Raw genomic sequence first — 16,627 nt, 5'->3', positions numbered from 1 at the left:
ATAAAATAACATAAAAAAAAACGTAACAATGCTAGTATCTATAACTAAAATTAAAAGCACATCACTATTAAAATCAATGTCTCTATTCTCTGTAGAATACAGACTGAAAAAACAAATGAAAGAAGTAAAGTGTTTAAAATATAGAAGTCTAAAGCTTTTCAGGATAGTCTACACAATGACATTATGGAGAGACCATGAACATATGTTAGAATTCAGAAACAATGGAGAACATAGAAATGTGATGAAAGATATAGGTAAAATAGCAGTATATGGCGCCTATGTTTCCTATGAAACAGAAAAAAGTCCTTCATGGAAATCTGCTATAAAGGTGTTAAACGAAAAAGGAAAGAAAGTAAACTATTAACCGATTTATTAAATTATAGAATATGGAAATTGAAAAACAATTTTATCCAATTAGGCTAATAAACATTAGTGAATTAAAGGATAATAAAATGATTGGTGTTAATAAAGAAAATGTAGAACTTGTAGTGGTTAATAATCACGACGGGATTAAAATATTTCAAGGACTATGTCCACACGAAAAAGAACTTCTAAGTTTCGGAGAAATTGACGAAGAGCTAAACATTGTATGTCCAGCACATCAATGGAAGTTTAATTCTCTGTCAGGAGAAAATAAATGTAATCCAAAAGGCAGCCTAAAAACGTTCTATTATGAAATCGTTAATGGGGATATTTTTATTGATAAAAACGAACTTTTAGATCATAAGAGGGAGATGGAAAATGCGCCTGCGCAAAGACAAATTCGTATAAAAACATTAAAAGATTTACCGGGTCCAAAAGCAATACCTGTTTTCGGAAACTCATTAAGCTTTCTTTCCAAAATGACAAAAGTGCATTTACAATACGAAGAATGGGCAAAGCAATATGGGTCTTTTTATAAGATTAATGTTAATGGTGAAGACGGAGTAGTAATTTCGGAAGCGTCTTTTATCAAGGAAATTCTAAATCAGCGACCTTATAAATACAGGCGTTTCAAAAATATCAGACCAGTATTAGAAGAGATGGATGTTCATAACCTTTTCTCAACAGAAGGAGATGAGTGGAAAAGAAGTAGAAAATACGTAACCCAGGCATTATCAAATAAAGTACTCCGATCGTTTTATCCATCGATAAAAGAAACTACTGAAGATCTCTATAATCACTGGGAGAGAACACTAGAAAAAACTTCAGAGATAGATGTGCACAAAGACATTTTTAATTACTCCTTTGATATTATATCTTATTTAGCATTTGGACAGAAAATAGGAACTGTCGGAAATGAAGAAAGCAAGATTCAGAACAATTACAAAAGAGTGATGAACATGATTCAATTTCGAATTGTGGTTCCTTTTCAATATTGGAAATTTTTTAAACTACCTAAAGATCATAAGTTAGATAATGATCTAAAAGAAATAAAGGAAGGTATTTGGAAGTATATAAATGAAGCAAAAGAAAGGATCAGATTAAATCCGGAATTAAAAGAAAACCCAACAAACTATATTGAGGCATTACTACAAGCAACAGATGATCAAGGCGTATACCTGACAGATGAAGAGATTTATCCGAGCATATTTGGTACGCTCGTAGCAGGAGAAGATACTACTGCTAATACCATATTATGGGTACTTCATTACATCACAGATTATCCCGAAGTCCAGAAAAAAATGAGGGAAGAAATAACACTTGTTTTAGGAGATGAGAAGTTTTTGCAAGTAATGGATGATTCCAATGAGTTGGAATATGTAAATGCAGTTATTTATGAGGTGATGAGGTTAAAACCAGTAATTCCTGTTATAGCCTTAACTACAAATGAAGACTGTGTTATTGGAGAATATGAAATACAAAAAGATACAGACGTGTTTCTGTTATCGCACTACAGAGATCAGGAAAGTTGCCCTTTTTTAAAAAGAGAAGCATTTGACCCGGAGCGTTGGGTAGAAAGTAAGAGTATAACATTTCATACCAATCAAAGTAATCTTATTCCTTTTGGACTTGGAAAAAGGATATGTCCGGGAAAATCATTGGCAATGGTAGAAATGAAAACCATTTTGTGTATGATTTTAAAAAATTATGAAATAAGTAAATCAGACAAAGAAAATAAGGTAGAAGATCATTTTAATACAACGCTGGGACCGAGTAAATTCAGTATAAAAATAGGGCGTATAAATGCGCCGGTTGCGGTGGTATAAAAGCGAATCATTTGAATTATAAACTAAAGCCTTAGATTTTTTAAAAACTATAAAATGGATAATAAAACGGCAATTATATTAGGAGGAGGTATTTCTGGATTATTGGTTTCAAAAGTACTCAGTAAAAAGTATGAAAAAGTAATCATCATCGAAAAAGACAAACTGGAAGATAAACCAGAAGTACGACAAGGACAATCTCATGCAGGACAGTTTCATGTGTTGCTGCTTAGAGGCTTAAATACCTTAGAACACTATTTTAAGGGGATTACAGGAGAGCTAAAAGATAGTGGCGCGGTAGAGTTAGATCTGGGAAATGGTGCTTACTGGTATTCTTATGGAGGAGTAAAACAAAACAAGATTACAGGTATAAACACCTTATTATCGAGCAGAAAAATAATTGACTATACACTTCGAAAAAGGGTAGAGAAAATACCTAATGTTCAAATAGTAGATAAAACCAAATATATTGATCTTATTGAAGAAAACGGAACAATTAAAGGCGTGAAAGTTAAAGGGATAGATACTGAAGAGTACGAAATAAAATCAGATTTGGTTATTGATGCAACCGGAAGAGGTTCCTTAACGCCTAAGTGGTTAGAGAATAACAATTTCTCAAAAGTAGAAGAGGAGAGAACCGTCGTTAATATTACCTACAAAACAGCTATATACAACAGCCCCAAAGGAGGACTTCAGGACGGAAAGATGCTGATGTACTCGCCAACATCTCCCGAAAAAATAGGAGTAGTGATACAACCTATTGAAAATAATCAAAACTTGGTTTGTGTAGCGGGTTGGCATAAAGAAGATCCTCCGACTGATGAAGATTTACTTGAATTCCTTAAACAATTACCGGATGAAAGATTTTATAAAGTATTATCTGCATGCAATAAAGAGAGCGATTTTGTAACCTACAAGGTTCCTTATTGTTTAAGGAGATATTTTGAAAAATTAGCTGATTTCCCTAAAGGATTCCTTCCGATAGGTGATGTGTTTTGTAATTTGAATCCGGCACACGGACAAGGTATAACCTCAGCTTGTTTGCAAGTAGAAATTTTAGAGAAGCTAATACAGAAACATGATCCGGCAAATATGTCTGCAATCTATTTTAAAAAAATAGTTAAGGTTTTAGATGAGTGTTGGAGTGCCTCAGCTTATGAAAATTTCAGATACGAGGAAACTATAGGTATAAAACCTAAAGCACTAAACCTTGTTAATAAATATATGGTAGCAATTCATAAAGCAGCCAATAAGGATGCATCAGTATATGCTGAGCTGGTAAAGGTTTCTGTTATGATAAAACCTGCAATGAATTTATTTTCTCCTCCTTTTATGTGGAAAGTATTCGCGGCTAATATGCGTAAATAGTTTTTTTATTAATTAAAACCAAGGAAGAACCAATGAAAGCAATAATGTTTCCAGGACAAGGAGCCCAATACAAAGGAATGGGGAAGGACCTTTTTGAGAAGTATAAAGACAAAATGGAAATAGCCTCAAATATCCTCGGATATGACCTAGAAGAATTATGTCTCAAAGATCCAAAAAAAGAACTTAACAAAACAGAATTTACCCAACCTGCTTTGTTTGTTGTTAATGCATTAAAGTACGAGGAACAATTTGCTTCAACCCAAGCAAATTATTTTATCGGTCATAGTTTAGGTGAATATAATGCTTTATTGGCAGCAGGAGCATTTGATTTTGAAACAGGAGTACGAATTGTACAAAAGAGAGGAGCTTTGATGGGAGAAGCTTCCGGGGGAGCTATGGCAGCTGTTTTAGGATTAGATGAAATTGCTTTAAAAGAAAAACTGGAAGAAGGAGGACATCATGCTATAGATATTGCTAATTTCAATACGCCTGCACAAGTAGTAGTATCTGGTCCTGAAGCTGCAATCAATCAGTTGGTAAAAGATTTTGATCAGCAAAATATAAAAATTATTCAATTGCTGGTTACAGCACCATTTCACTCCAGATATATGCAAAGCGCAGTAGAAGAGTTTAATAATTTTATTCATAAGCTAGAATTCAATAAGCTCAAAGTTCCGGTAGTTTCTAATGTTACGGCTAGAAGTTATAACCAGCATCAAATTAAAGATTTACTGAGTAAGCAAATTGCAAGTTCGGTGCAATGGGTAGATTCTATCCGTTATCTGATGGGGAAGAATGTTAAAGAATTCGAAGAAGTAGGAGGAGATAGATTAACCAAAATGGTTGAGCAAATTCAAAGCAATTGTACGCCCATCTATGAAGAAATAAAGATAGGAAGGGGAATCTTTAATAGCGAAAAGCAAGTAGAGAAAGAAACAACAGAAACAACCATCAACCATAGAATAAATACATTAGGAAGTAGCACATTTTGTAAAAGATACGACACCTCTTATGCCTATGTAGCAGGAGGTCTCCATATGGGAATAGCTTCTGTAGAGATGGTAAAAAAAATGGCGAATTCTGAGATGTTAGGTTTTTTGGGAACCAAAGGGCGCACCATAAAAGAAATTAATAATGATATAGAAAAGCTTCAGGAACAAGTAACAAAAGAAAGACCTTTTGGAGTTAATTTATATCACAATATTCTTGAACCCAATAAAGAAATTGAATTAGTTAATAAGTTGTTAGACAATGGGATTACAATAATTGAAGCAGGAGGATTTAGCCAAATCACCCTGGCATTGGCCTATTTTAGGACGGTTGGATTAGTAAGGAAAAAGGATCAGAGTATAAAATGTAAAAACCAAATCATAGCCAAAATATCGCGACCAGAAGTAGCAGAAGGTTTTATGAAACCAGTTCCTGAAAGACTTATTAAAAGGTTGTTGGACAAAGAATGGATTACACAAGATCAAGCAGAAATGGCAAGAGAAATTCCTTTAAGTGGTGATATCTGTATTGAAGCAGACCCGGGAGGCGTTACGCATAGAAGCGCTGCATTTGTTTTGTTTCCTTCTATAAAAAGTTTACGCAACCAAATACAACAGCAATATGAGTATAAAGAACCCATACATCTGGGAATTTCCGGAGGAATAGGAACACCGGAAGCGGCTGTTAGTGCTTTTGTCATGGAAGCCGATTTTGTACTTACAGGTTCAATTAATCAGTGTACTGTAGAATCTTGTTTAAGTCCTATAGCCAAAGAGTTATTGCAAAATAGTGATGTACAAGATACAGCCTACATCCCGGACGAAGAACTATTTGAGATCGGTATACAAGCTCAGGTATTAAAGAAGGGAGTTCTCTTTGCAACACGTGCCAAAAAACTATACGAGTTGTACCAACGATATGATAGTTTAGAGGCAATACCTGATGATGTAAGGGAGCAATTAGTGCTTAAATACTTCAAGAAAACTTTGCCTGAAGTATGGAAAACGATCAAGCAAGAGTTTATACAAAGAGGTGAAATATCACAAATAGAGAGTATAGAAGAAAGACCTAAGAAAAAGATGGCTACTCTATTTAAGTATTATCTAAGGCTAGCAAGTCAATATGCATTGGATGGAATCACAGAGGAACAAGGTAATTTTCAAATACAAAGCGGAGCAGCTTTAGGAGCATTTAATCAATGGGTAAAAGGAACTCCATTAGAAGCATGGCAAAATAGACATGTAGATGAAATAGGCATAAAAATTATGGAAGCTGCAGAAAAACTAATGAAGAATAAATTCACGTTGGCCGAAGTATAATTACGAAGTAAAAACAGTAAAAGAGTAAGAGTATGAATACCAAAAGAGAACATGCAGTAGTAATCGGAGGGAGTATGGCTGGTTTAGTTACAGCAAGAGTATTAAGCAAACATTTTAGAAATGTAACCATTATAGAAAAAGATAAAGTAAATGATAAACCAGAGACGAGAAAAGGACAACCTCAAACCAGGCACATTCATTTGGTATTAGCCCAGGCAATGAATATACTCTTGGGGTATTTTCCTTCGCTAAAAAAAGAATTAATAGAAGCCGGGGCATTAGAACTGGATGTATGTAATGATTATAATTGGTATTCTTACGGAGGATATAAGAAAAAAGGAGTTACAGGAATTACAGCCCTTACTATGACAAGGGAACTTCTGGAATATCATGTAAAAAAGCATGTTTTGAGCATCGGGAATATTACGATTCTAGATGAAACCAAAGCGTTAGAAATGAAAATGAAAGATGAAAATGTCTACGCCTTAGTATTAGAAAAAGCAGGAGAAAAACAGCTTATAAATACCGATTTTGTAGTAGACGCATCAGGAAGAGGAACCAGAGCTTATAAATGGTTAGAGCAGCATGGATATGCGACACCGGAAGAAACTAAGATCAAGATTGATATAATGTACGTAACAATATTATTGGAGCGCAAAGAAATACCTCAAGGAAAAAAAGCAGAAGTAATTAGCTACACTCCGGATGCACCAAACGAAAAATTAGGAGCTGTACTTATGCCTATTGAAGAGAATAGATGGGTACTTACGCTAATAGGAATGAGAGGAGTTGAACCACCCCAAAATGATGAGGAATTATTAAAATTCTTAAAAGGACTTCCTATTTCAGGATTATATGATACTGTATCAGAAGCTAAGAGACTTACAGATTTTCTAGTATTTAAATGCCCACATAGTATAAGAAGACATTATGAAAAACTAAAAAAATTCCCGGGCTCTTATGTTGTTTTAGGAGATGCAGTTTCAAACTTCAACCCTATGTATGCGCAAGGAATGGCATCCTCTATATGCCAGGCCAAAGTTTTAGACGAAGTACTGACAATTATTCCAGCAAATGATAAAGTATTTAAGCCTCATATAAAAAAAGTAAATGCCGTAATAGAAGATTTTTGGACTGCGGGTTCTTATGAAGATTTTAAATATCCTGAAACAGAAGGAGAAAAACCTGTTGGACTAAAAATGGTTAATGGATACATGAAAGCTTTGCAAAAAGCAGCCAATAAAGACACAGAATTATTTAAAGAAATATTAGAAGTAGCGGGATATCTTAAATCAGGAAAAACACTATTTAGACCCAAAATTATGTGGAAAGTATTTAAAACAAATTTATAATTAAAATAAAAAACAAGAATATGAAAAATCAAATAATAGAGCAAATCAGAGAAAATTTACTTGAGATTATTCCAGAACTGGAAGGAAAAATAATATCTAATGATGAGAAACTATCAGATATTGGAGCAAATTCTATCGATAGAGCAGAATTAATCGCATTGACATTAGAACAATTAGAGAAAGAAATTCCTAGAATAGAATTAGCAGGAGCACAAACCATAAATGAATTAGCAGAATTGATTGCTGAAAAATAAAAACACCTGCGTTGCTATGAGTACAGATCAAATACATAAAGCTTGTGTAACAGGAATGGGAGTCGTTACTCCAGTAGGAATAGGAATTCCCGCTTTTACAGAGGCTTTAAAAAACGGAAAATCGAATTTTGCTATAAAGGAGTATGTTATAGAAGATAGAACCTTTAAATACGTATATGGGAAAGTAGAAGATTTTGATCTAAAAAAAAACATATCAGATAGTGAGTTTGAGGAGTATTGGAAACTTAAAGTTAAACGTTTACGGGATATTTCATTAAGTACTGCTTATGGAACATTTTGTGCTCTGGAAGCTTGGCATCAAGCCAAGCTTCCGTCAACGATAGATAAAAGTAAAATAGCTATAGTTGTAGCAGGCAGCAATACACAACAGCAGCATTGTCAGGATATCAGAGAAACGTACAAAAATAAAATGCAATTCATGAAACCTTCCTATGGATTCAATTTTTTGGATAGTGATATGATAGGTGTAGCATCAGAATTATTTGAGATTACAGGAGAAGGATTTACAGTTGGAGCAGCCAGTGCCAGTGGAAACATGGGAATCATTCAAGCTTGCAGACTTATAGAAACTCAAGCATATGATGTTGTTATGGTAATTGCTCCTATGATGGATTTATCCGTTTATGAATATCAAGGATTTTCGGCTTTGGGAGCTATGCAGCCAGTAGCATCAGAGACAGCGGAAATTCCCCTGTACAAACCTTTTGATATCAATCATTCAGGATTTGTATACGGACAAAATGCTGGAGCAATTATTTTAGAATCAAAGCAGCATGCGCAGCAAAGAAAAGCAAAAGTGTTTGGAACGATATCAGGCTATGGAGTGACACTAGATGCCAATAGAAACCCAAATCCTTCAGTAGATGGAGAACAAAAGGCTATAGCTAAAGCGATGCAAAAAGCAGGTATTCTGGCAGAACAAATCGATTACATTAATGCGCATGGCACAGGGGCAAAACTGGGAGATCATACAGAGATTGAAGCTTTGATTAATCTGGAACTCAGAAACAAACCGATAAACAGCACAAAATCACTAATTGGTCATGGTATCACAGCAGCAGGAACTGTTGAAGCTATTGCGAGTCTGATACAAATGAATGGAAATTTTGTGCACGAAAATCTTAATTTAGAAACACCGATAGATTACCCTATGGACTGGATACAAAGTTATAGAGAGGCCCATTCAATACAATACGCATTAAGTAATAGTTTTGGTTTTGGAGGTATCAATACAGCTATTATTCTAGAAGCATAACCAATATAGAATCAGAAAAAAATATGAGAGCAGGAATAGAAGCTATAAATATATATTGTGGATCAGCAGTCATAGACGTTGCTGAATTAGCAAAACATCGACAATTAAACACCGAGCGATTTGAGAATTTGTTAATGAAAGAGAAAACAGTGCCAATGCCCTATGAAGATCCGATCTCTAATGGGGTTAATGCAGCAAAACCCTTATTGGATGCATTGACAGATGAAGAAATAGAAAGCATAGATATGTTGATCACTTGTTCAGAATCAGGTATTGATTTTGGAAAGTCGATGAGTACGTACATACATGATTATTTAAAATTGAGTCGAAATTGCAGATTGTTCGAGCTCAAAAATGCCTGTTATTCCGGAACGGCAGGTCTTCAGATGGCTATTAATTTTATCCTTTCGGGTACCGCTGTGGGTAGAAAAGTTTTAGTCATCGCTACAGATATTATGAGGATGAGTACAGTAGAAGGAGGAGCCATGGAAATGTCTTTTGTAGAGCCTTCATCCGGATCCGGAGCTGTAGCCATGCTGATTAGTGATCAACCAAAAATATTTGAAATAGACAAAGGAGCCAGCGGTTATTACGGTTATGAGGTTATGGATACTTGCAGACCCGTTGCAGACAAAGAAGCGGGAGACTCAGATTTATCTTTATTATCTTATCTGGATTGCTGCGAAAACAGCTTTAAAGAATACCAAAAGAGAGTTGATGATATAGATTATCAGGATAGTTTTCAATACTTAGTCTTTCATACACCATTTGGAGGAATGGTAAAAGGGGCACACCGAACCAATATGCGAAAATTCAAAAAGGCAAAACCGGATCAGATCGAAGAAGATTTCCAAGGACGTGTAGCTCCTTCTTTAGAATATTGTCAGAGAGTTGGAAACATTATGGGAGCAACAACTTATTTGGCATTAGTAAGCATGATTGAAAAAGGAAATTTTGAAACCCCAAAAAGAGTTGGCATATTTTCATATGGATCAGGATGCTGTTCCGAGTTTTTTAGTGGAGTGATACATCCTCAAAGTCAAATGTTAATTTCACCTTTGGCTATAGAAGAACATTTAGACGAACGAGTGGTATTATCTATGGAAGAATACGAAAGTACTTTTGCTGTTAACTCACAAATCAAATTCGGAACCAGAGATTACAAAATAGACACCACATTATATCCGGAACCCTTCAGTAAAGTAAAAGGAAAAAAGAAACTGATCTTTTCAGAAATTAAAAATTATCACAGAATTTACGAATGGGTATGATAGAGGTCAATAATAATTACAGCACCATTTTGGTAAGGCAACAACGAGAGGTTCTCCATATTCAGCTCAATAGACCCGAACAGCATAATAGTATTAATGCCTTGATGGCAAATGAACTTTTGGAGGTTTTGAAAGAGGTTAAACAAAACACAAAAGTAAAAATCATAGTACTATCCGGTAATGAAAATCAATTCTGTACCGGAATGGATTTTGAAGCGGTGGCAAATCAGCAGAAGGAAGCTTTAATGAATCAACAACCGGATCAATATTACAATGTTTTGAAAGCGATTAGCGAAATTGATAAGGTGGTAATAGCAAAAGTTGAAGGTAAAGTAAATGCAGGAGGAATAGGATTAGTTGCAGCTAGTGATATAGTACTGGCAAATAGTCAGGCAACTTTTGGTCTATCTGAAGCCTTATTTGGATTGTTACCCGCTTGTGTAATGCCTTTTTTGATGCAAAGAACTGGTCCGCAGAAAGCCAAATGGCTGACATTAATTACACTTGGAATATCGGCAGAACGAGCTTATGAAATAGGTCTGGTAGATGAAGTGACAGATGAAATTGATAATCTGCTAAGGAAAAATATACTAAGGCTTAGTCGATTAGAAACGAATACAATTCAGGAAATTAAATCTTATACGGCAAAACTCTGGATTATAAAGGAGGATACCAAAACAATAGCAGTTAATAAATTACAGACACTAATGGAGTCTGAAGCGGTACAGAAGAATATAAAGAACTTTATTGAGAAAGGAGAATATCCATGGGAGAGGTAGTAAACATTACAGAAATCACAGAAGAAATTGTGCAAATTACGATGCAAGATAAAGTGTCAAGAAATACATTTTCTAAAGAACTAATGCAAGGGTTAAAACAGGCTTTTGCAATTGTAAACCAAAATAAAGCGTATAAAGTAGTAATTCTAATAGGTTACGATAGCTATTTTTCTTGCGGAGGAACCCCGGACGAGTTACAACAAATATATGATGGAAAGTTGAAATTTACGGAATTAGATTTTTTTACAGCGCCAATTGATTGCGAAATTCCTGTAATTGCTGCCATGCAAGGACACGCAATTGGAGGAGGACTTGTTTTCGGATGTTATGCAGATTTTCAAATTTTAGGAAAGGAAAATATATATACTGCAAATTTTATGAAATACGGATTCACTCCGGGTATGGGAGCAACTTACATGGTGCCACTGCGTTTTGGTTCCTCTTTAGGCAGCGAAATGCTTTTTACAGCCGAAAGTTATAGGGGAGGAGAATTGCAGGAACGAGGAGTCTCTTTACTCGTAGTTCCAAAAAAAGAAGTTCGTACAGAGGCAATAGCATTAGCAAAGAAATTAGCTGAGAAGCCAAGACTTTCATTAGTGACGCTAAAAAAACATATGACATCAAAAATCAAGAGGAGTTTAAAGGATATATTTGAGCAAGAATTAGAAATGCATAAAATAACTTTTCATCAACCACAGGTTAAAGAAAATATAAAAGCTTTGTTCGAGAGGTAAACATTAGTAATCTTACACAAGATATGAAAAAGTATAAAGTTGTCTTTTTATTTTCTGGCCAGGGTAGTCAGTATCGTAATATGGGAAAAAGCCTATTCATGGACCATGCTGTTTTTAGATCAAGCATGGAGGAAAGTGATCTGATTTTTCAGAAATATTTGAATAGATCTCTTGTGCATGAACTATATGGTAAAGATGACTCAGATTTTGATGAGCTGCTAATCACCCATCCTGCTATCGTGGCAATTGAGATTGCTATGATAGAGGTAATGAAGTCTTACAATATTTTTCCGGATTATGTTTTCGGCCAAAGTCTTGGTGAGTTTGCTGCTGGTGTTGCCAGTGGTATTTGGTCTGCATCAACAGCTATAAAAGTAGCTATGGAACAGGCCAAATCTTTAACAAGGAGTAATCTGGAAGGAGGTATGCTTACTGTTATAAACGCAGAGACACATCATAAATTTAAAATATATGAACAATACAACTTGTACCTGGCCATCGATAATTTTAAGGGAAGTTATACGGTCTCCGGGACAACAGCAAATTTGGATCAATATCAAAAAATCTTAAAGGAAGAAGAGATAATGCATAAACGTATTTCGGTAACTGTTCCTTTTCATTCTCCTCTCCTTAAGGAAGGTTTACATGATTTTTCGTATTATATGCAACAAGGGATTGATTTGGTTCCACCTAAGACACATTATTTGTCTGGCGTGACATCAGATCTTTTAAAAGAAATTGATGCCGAGTATTATAGTCAAGTGGTAAGTTCTTATTCCAGTCATAGTAAAACAATTGACTTTTTGGAACAACTCGGACCGTGTTTCTATATCGACCTGGGACCTTCGGGTACTAGTGCTACTTTTACTAAATATTCCATACTAAAAACATCTGAGTCCAGCATACAGCCTATTTTATCCCCTTTTGGAAATGAGCTTAAGCAATTAGAAAAAGTAAAAAGTTTAATTTCTAATCACTCTTCCTATGTTATATGAAGGTATTATAAGATTGGTAAGAGAAAACTCGGAACATATAGCGGGATATACCATTGTAAAAAAAGAATTAACCGATTTAAATGGATATTTAGAAGTTTTACATCCGGATGAGATCACCTATTTAAATGCTCTAAAATTCAATAGACGAAAATCTAGTTATTTGTTAGGTCGCATTAGTGCGAAGAGTGCTTTAGGCAAAATTATTCCGACAAATACCGTTATGAGTTCTTTTAAAGTAGGTTTCGGTGTTTTTCAATTCCCGGTCATAGAGCAACTGTCTTGTTCTGGTTTTCAGGTATCTATTACGCACTGTGATGCTATTGGTATTTCCATAGCTTACCCGGAAGCTCATCCTATAGGGGTGGATATTGAAAAAATTAATCCGGAAAAAGTTGATTCTATGATGAATATGTTTACTCAGCAAGAAATAACTTTAGCAAATTCATATCTGAATGATAAGGCTTCAGCCTATACATTGCTTTGGACTGTAAAAGAAAGCCTGTCTAAAATCTTAAAGACAGGAATGATGATTGATTTCAACTATTTGGAATTAGATTCCCTTGATTACAAAAATGGATTATATAGTGCAAGTTTTAAGAATTTTAGGCAATACAAATCATTTTCTATAGTTCTGGACTCTTATATTGTTTCCATTACTTGTCCCAAACGTACCGATATAGATTTAACTAATTTTGCTAAACATTTAACGCATCTAAATTTACAATCCTGATGATTTATGTGCAACTTTTTGAGGTTACTAATGGTGTTTTTAAGAATCAATGCTATCTGGTCCATAATCAATACGAAGGTGTTTTGATTGATCCGGCTTGGGATTACGAGCTGATCACTAATTATATAGAAGAAAATGGAATTTTATTAAAGGGTGTATTGCTTACTCATGGCCACTTAGATCATATAGATCTGGCAGGAAAATTTTCTAAAGAAAAAAATGTTCCTGTGTGGAGCTCCGATATAGATGCAATTACTTTTCGATTAACATATTCTAAATTGCAATTGGTTTCTCACTTGAAAAACTTTAAAATAGGTACAATCGAAATAACTCCAATTCTTACTCCTGGGCATACTTCAGGCAGTGTTTGTTACTTAATTGATAATCATGTGTTTTCTGGAGATACTGTTTTTATTGAAGGTGTTGGAGTTTGTTCTGAAGATGGTGCGGCATCTTTATATGATTCCGTTCAATTCTTGAAAAATTATCTGCCTGAGCACTCCCTGTTTTGGCCTGGTCATTCATATGGTGAAGCACCGGGAAAATCAATTTCTTATCTAATGATATACAATATTTACTTTCAGTTCATTTCGAAAAAATCTTTCATTGCTTTTCGGACTCGAAAAAATCAACATAAAATATTGGAGTGGACTTTTAATAAGAAAATAGATGATCGATTCTCTAGATGATATTGCATAAAATGCTCTTTTGTAGTGTTTTAGTTATTGTTGTTTTGTGAAACCTACTTCCCAATACAAAAATTAGCAAAAATATTCCCCAACAATTCATCATTAGAAACCTGACCCGTAATAAGCCCAAATTGGTACAAAGCTTCGCGGATGTCAAGTGCCATAAGGTCGCTTGAAAGATTCGTTTCGAGACCAAATTTTACTTTTTGTATTTCATCTAATGCTTTTAATAAGGAATCGTAATGTCTTGTATTGGTAACGATTGTTTCGTTGTTTCTAAGTGCCCCGTTCCGGAGTAAATTGACCACCAAGTTTTGTGGTTAATTAACGATTAAAAACTATTCATTTTTTCATGTTGTTAGAACCATACATTCGTTAAAAATATACGGATTATGGCAAACAAAATAACAGACATGAGTAAAATTAGAAAAGTAATTAAATTCTATTGAAATGGAAGAAAGAGTAAGGAGTCTGTCGCATCTGATAATAACTTTTATCTTTAGAATTTTAAATCCATTAAAAAATGTATACTTAAAGGTCATTGTTGTTCAAAATCCATAATTCTGCAAGCAGTATATTTTAAATTAAGATTTGCAGTATGAAAAAAAGCGACGCAGAATACCTTCCACGTCGTTCCATTCATTTCTATAGAATTGATTTAGATACCTTCCACCATCAAACGAGTGTCTGGTAAATTTTTCAATGGCTGTATTTTAACCTCTGGTTTTGCCATTCTCGAAATTGCATTTAATGCGGCTGCAATAGCGCCTTCTTGCCAACCAGGAAGGGAGGAAATTTGATCACCAACAATAAAAAAGTTAGCATTGCTCGCATTTTTTGTTTTCGGATCTATAATTCCAGATCCTTGTGCAATAGCGTTAAATTGTTTCGTTGAATAGTTCGCATCTCCAACGGATTGCCAATATGCCCAGCCCCCCTTAATATTTGGCATATTTTGCCAAGCTATAGCAACGCCTTCTCCCAAGCCTTCGGCAAATTTCTTACCGAATTTACTGGCATCATTTCGTGCTTTGGTAAGTCGCTCATCAACGGGTAATTTTCCCCAATCGTGTGCTATTTTATCAAAATTATAAGCGCCTGTGAGCACGCCTTTTTCGTCTTGATATGCCGTAGATGGATACCAAATTTGTTGAATTTCATTGTCTGTCCAAGAGATTCCTCCAAAAATAGGTACAACTCCTACTTCAGATTTTTCAACTCCCATTGTCTTGAGATTTATTGGGCTTCCTTGCCATAAATATCGATTTGCTTGCCAGCCCACTTTGGAGGTACAGGCTAAAAAACGCGGAACGTATCCGTCTTTTCGCGGTTTATAACCTGGAGCTTGTGTTGGTTCAAATTGTGCCACAAAAACGGCTTCTAATGCATCTTTAAATTCAGGTTCAAGTCCCGATTTTAGGAGATCAGAATCTAGAATGTTTTTCAAAAAAGGCATCGCAAGGTTGCAAACACAATAATCAGCTTCGTAATAGATCGGTTCTTCTGTTCCAACTTGTCCAACCGAAATGATGTACTTTTCTTTAGTTGAGTCCCATTTTATTTTTTTTACAGGACTATTCAAAAGAATATTTCCTCCCAAAGCTGCCACTTGTTGAGCAAAAGCGTGTTGCACCTGATCCATTCCTCCAACGGGTTGAAATAAAGTAGGTTGCCAAAGAAAATCTATAGGTTGATAGAATTTTGTGCCTTCCCAAAATTTTGATTCGAGCAATTTATCAAAACTCAAAACATCGGCTACAATTCCAGCCGCAACACCAGGTAAAACTTCATATCCAGCGCGTGTTTTTCCATCCTCGAAGCCAGGTGATCCAGCCGTTGCGCTATAGGTTCCATCTACATCAAGCTCTCCGAAACTGATCATCAAACTTTGTAATTCTTCAACGCGTGTTTTAAGATTACTTTCACTAATTCCTACTTTTGAATTACGAAGTAATTCTTCCGCATTTTTGTATACCATGTGCGCCAACCAACCTCTTGTATTATGATCCAAACGACGGTAAACCATAGGTTTACCTCCAAAACTTTCGTTCTTTTGAACCAAATTAGATTCAGAGTTCATCACATATATTTCAACGTCTACCGAAAAACGTTTTAAGTAAGAAAGGAGTCGTTTGTGACTGCTTGGAATACGACCAGGGCCTGCATTAAGGTAAGGTTCTGAGTCTCCCACCGGGCGTTTAAATCGAACAACTTGCGGTTCTCCTGGTTTCGAATCGAACAAATCACTGTTTGCATCTTCGATGAGTGTATCCCCTGTGCGTAAGCTCATGCAGCGTCCTCCCGTTTTATGAGATGCTTCCAGAATGGTTACTTTTGCACCTGATTCTTGAGCGAGTAGTTCATACGCGGTGGTAAGTCCGCCAACACCAGACCCGATGATTATAACCTCCTTTCCTTCTAGTTGATTTGGACTAAGTTTAATCGCTTGATTGGTAATCGTGTCTTGCATTTTTGTTGCTTTAACCAATGCGGCGAATGCAATTGATCTCGGATTGTTTTTTAAAAATTCCTGACGACTTTTGTACTGTCCCATTTTATATAAATTTTATGTTAAAAAATAAAAAATTTGATTTCTATGGTATTCGTATTTTCTTTGGGATAATCTCGAAAATGCTTTCTAGCTCTAGATTTTATTTTCCGAAATGAAATTAATGATTGAAAAT

General features: G+C 35.2%; 14 protein-coding genes and 1 pseudogene. 13 read left to right on the top strand and 2 right to left on the bottom strand.

The annotated features are described in order from the left end of the window. Positions 1–28: 28 nt before the first annotated feature. From AB674_RS15585 to AB674_RS15525, 13 genes are read left to right on the top strand one after another with little or no spacing between them, the layout of a single operon-like run. Complete coding sequence (locus AB674_RS15585; protein WP_131701552.1) at positions 29–364, top strand: hypothetical protein; 336 nt, start codon at positions 29–31, stop codon at positions 362–364. Positions 365–386: 22 nt separating this feature from the next. Further along, the gene (locus AB674_RS15580; protein ID WP_047778073.1) at positions 387–2,189 is read left to right on the top strand and encodes a cytochrome P450; all 1,803 of its coding nucleotides are present in this window, start codon (positions 387–389) and stop codon (positions 2,187–2,189) included. A 54-nt stretch (positions 2,190–2,243) separates the two neighbouring features. Next, a complete protein-coding gene (locus AB674_RS15575) occupies positions 2,244–3,554 on the top strand; it encodes an NAD(P)/FAD-dependent oxidoreductase (RefSeq protein WP_047778071.1) in 1,311 nt (436 codons plus the stop codon). Between the two features lie 32 nt (positions 3,555–3,586). Beyond that, positions 3,587–5,863, top strand: coding sequence for an ACP S-malonyltransferase (fabD, locus tag AB674_RS15570; protein ID WP_047778070.1), 2,277 nt, complete (start codon positions 3,587–3,589; stop codon positions 5,861–5,863). Between the two features lie 32 nt (positions 5,864–5,895). Then, positions 5,896–7,215 (top strand): NAD(P)/FAD-dependent oxidoreductase, encoded by a 1,320-nt coding sequence (locus tag AB674_RS15565; protein WP_047778068.1) that lies wholly within the window; start codon positions 5,896–5,898, stop codon positions 7,213–7,215. A gap of 20 nt (positions 7,216–7,235) precedes the next feature. Further along, entirely contained in the window at positions 7,236–7,469 is a 234-nt protein-coding gene (locus AB674_RS15560; protein WP_047778066.1) for a phosphopantetheine-binding protein, read from the top strand. Positions 7,470–7,485: 16 nt separating this feature from the next. Then, positions 7,486–8,745 (top strand): beta-ketoacyl synthase N-terminal-like domain-containing protein, encoded by a 1,260-nt coding sequence (locus AB674_RS15555; RefSeq protein ID WP_047778127.1) that lies wholly within the window; start codon positions 7,486–7,488, stop codon positions 8,743–8,745. A 23-nt stretch (positions 8,746–8,768) separates the two neighbouring features. Then, positions 8,769–10,016 carry a hydroxymethylglutaryl-CoA synthase family protein gene (locus AB674_RS15550; RefSeq protein WP_047778065.1) on the top strand — a complete coding sequence of 416 codons (1,248 nt, stop codon included), beginning with the start codon at positions 8,769–8,771 and terminating at the stop codon, positions 10,014–10,016. Further along, positions 10,007–10,795: an enoyl-CoA hydratase/isomerase gene (locus tag AB674_RS15545; RefSeq protein WP_047778064.1), complete on the top strand. Its 789-nt coding sequence runs from the start codon at positions 10,007–10,009 to the stop codon at positions 10,793–10,795. Before AB674_RS15550 ends, AB674_RS15545 begins: the two co-directional genes overlap by 10 nt. After that, the gene (locus AB674_RS15540) at positions 10,783–11,529 is read left to right on the top strand and encodes a polyketide synthase (RefSeq protein WP_047778062.1); all 747 of its coding nucleotides are present in this window, start codon (positions 10,783–10,785) and stop codon (positions 11,527–11,529) included. Before AB674_RS15545 ends, AB674_RS15540 begins: the two co-directional genes overlap by 13 nt. A gap of 23 nt (positions 11,530–11,552) precedes the next feature. Continuing rightward, a complete protein-coding gene (locus tag AB674_RS15535) occupies positions 11,553–12,524 on the top strand; it encodes an acyltransferase domain-containing protein (protein ID WP_047778061.1) in 972 nt (323 codons plus the stop codon). A 13-nt stretch (positions 12,525–12,537) separates the two neighbouring features. Further along, positions 12,538–13,254 (top strand): 4'-phosphopantetheinyl transferase family protein, encoded by a 717-nt coding sequence (locus AB674_RS15530; RefSeq protein WP_165579385.1) that lies wholly within the window; start codon positions 12,538–12,540, stop codon positions 13,252–13,254. Further along, positions 13,254–13,943 carry an MBL fold metallo-hydrolase gene (locus AB674_RS15525; RefSeq protein WP_047778057.1) on the top strand — a complete coding sequence of 230 codons (690 nt, stop codon included), beginning with the start codon at positions 13,254–13,256 and terminating at the stop codon, positions 13,941–13,943. The genes AB674_RS15530 and AB674_RS15525 overlap by 1 nt, the downstream gene beginning before the upstream one ends. Positions 13,944–13,996: 53 nt before the next feature. Here AB674_RS15525 and AB674_RS15520 read toward each other — a convergent pair. Both AB674_RS15520 and AB674_RS15515 read right to left on the bottom strand, forming a co-directional pair. Next, positions 13,997–14,233 (bottom strand): annotated as a pseudogene (locus AB674_RS15520) (tRNA uridine-5-carboxymethylaminomethyl(34) synthesis GTPase MnmE); the annotation flags it as partial. 368 nt (positions 14,234–14,601) lie between these two features. Beyond that, the gene (locus AB674_RS15515) at positions 14,602–16,497 is read right to left on the bottom strand and encodes a flavin monoamine oxidase family protein (protein ID WP_047778054.1); all 1,896 of its coding nucleotides are present in this window, start codon (positions 16,495–16,497) and stop codon (positions 14,602–14,604) included. Positions 16,498–16,627: the final 130 nt, after the last annotated feature.

This window comes from Flavobacterium sp. ABG (assembly GCF_001027725.1).
GTDB lineage: Bacteria > Bacteroidota > Bacteroidia > Flavobacteriales > Flavobacteriaceae > Flavobacterium > Flavobacterium cupriresistens.
This window is presented reverse-complemented; position numbering and strand designations above follow the sequence as displayed.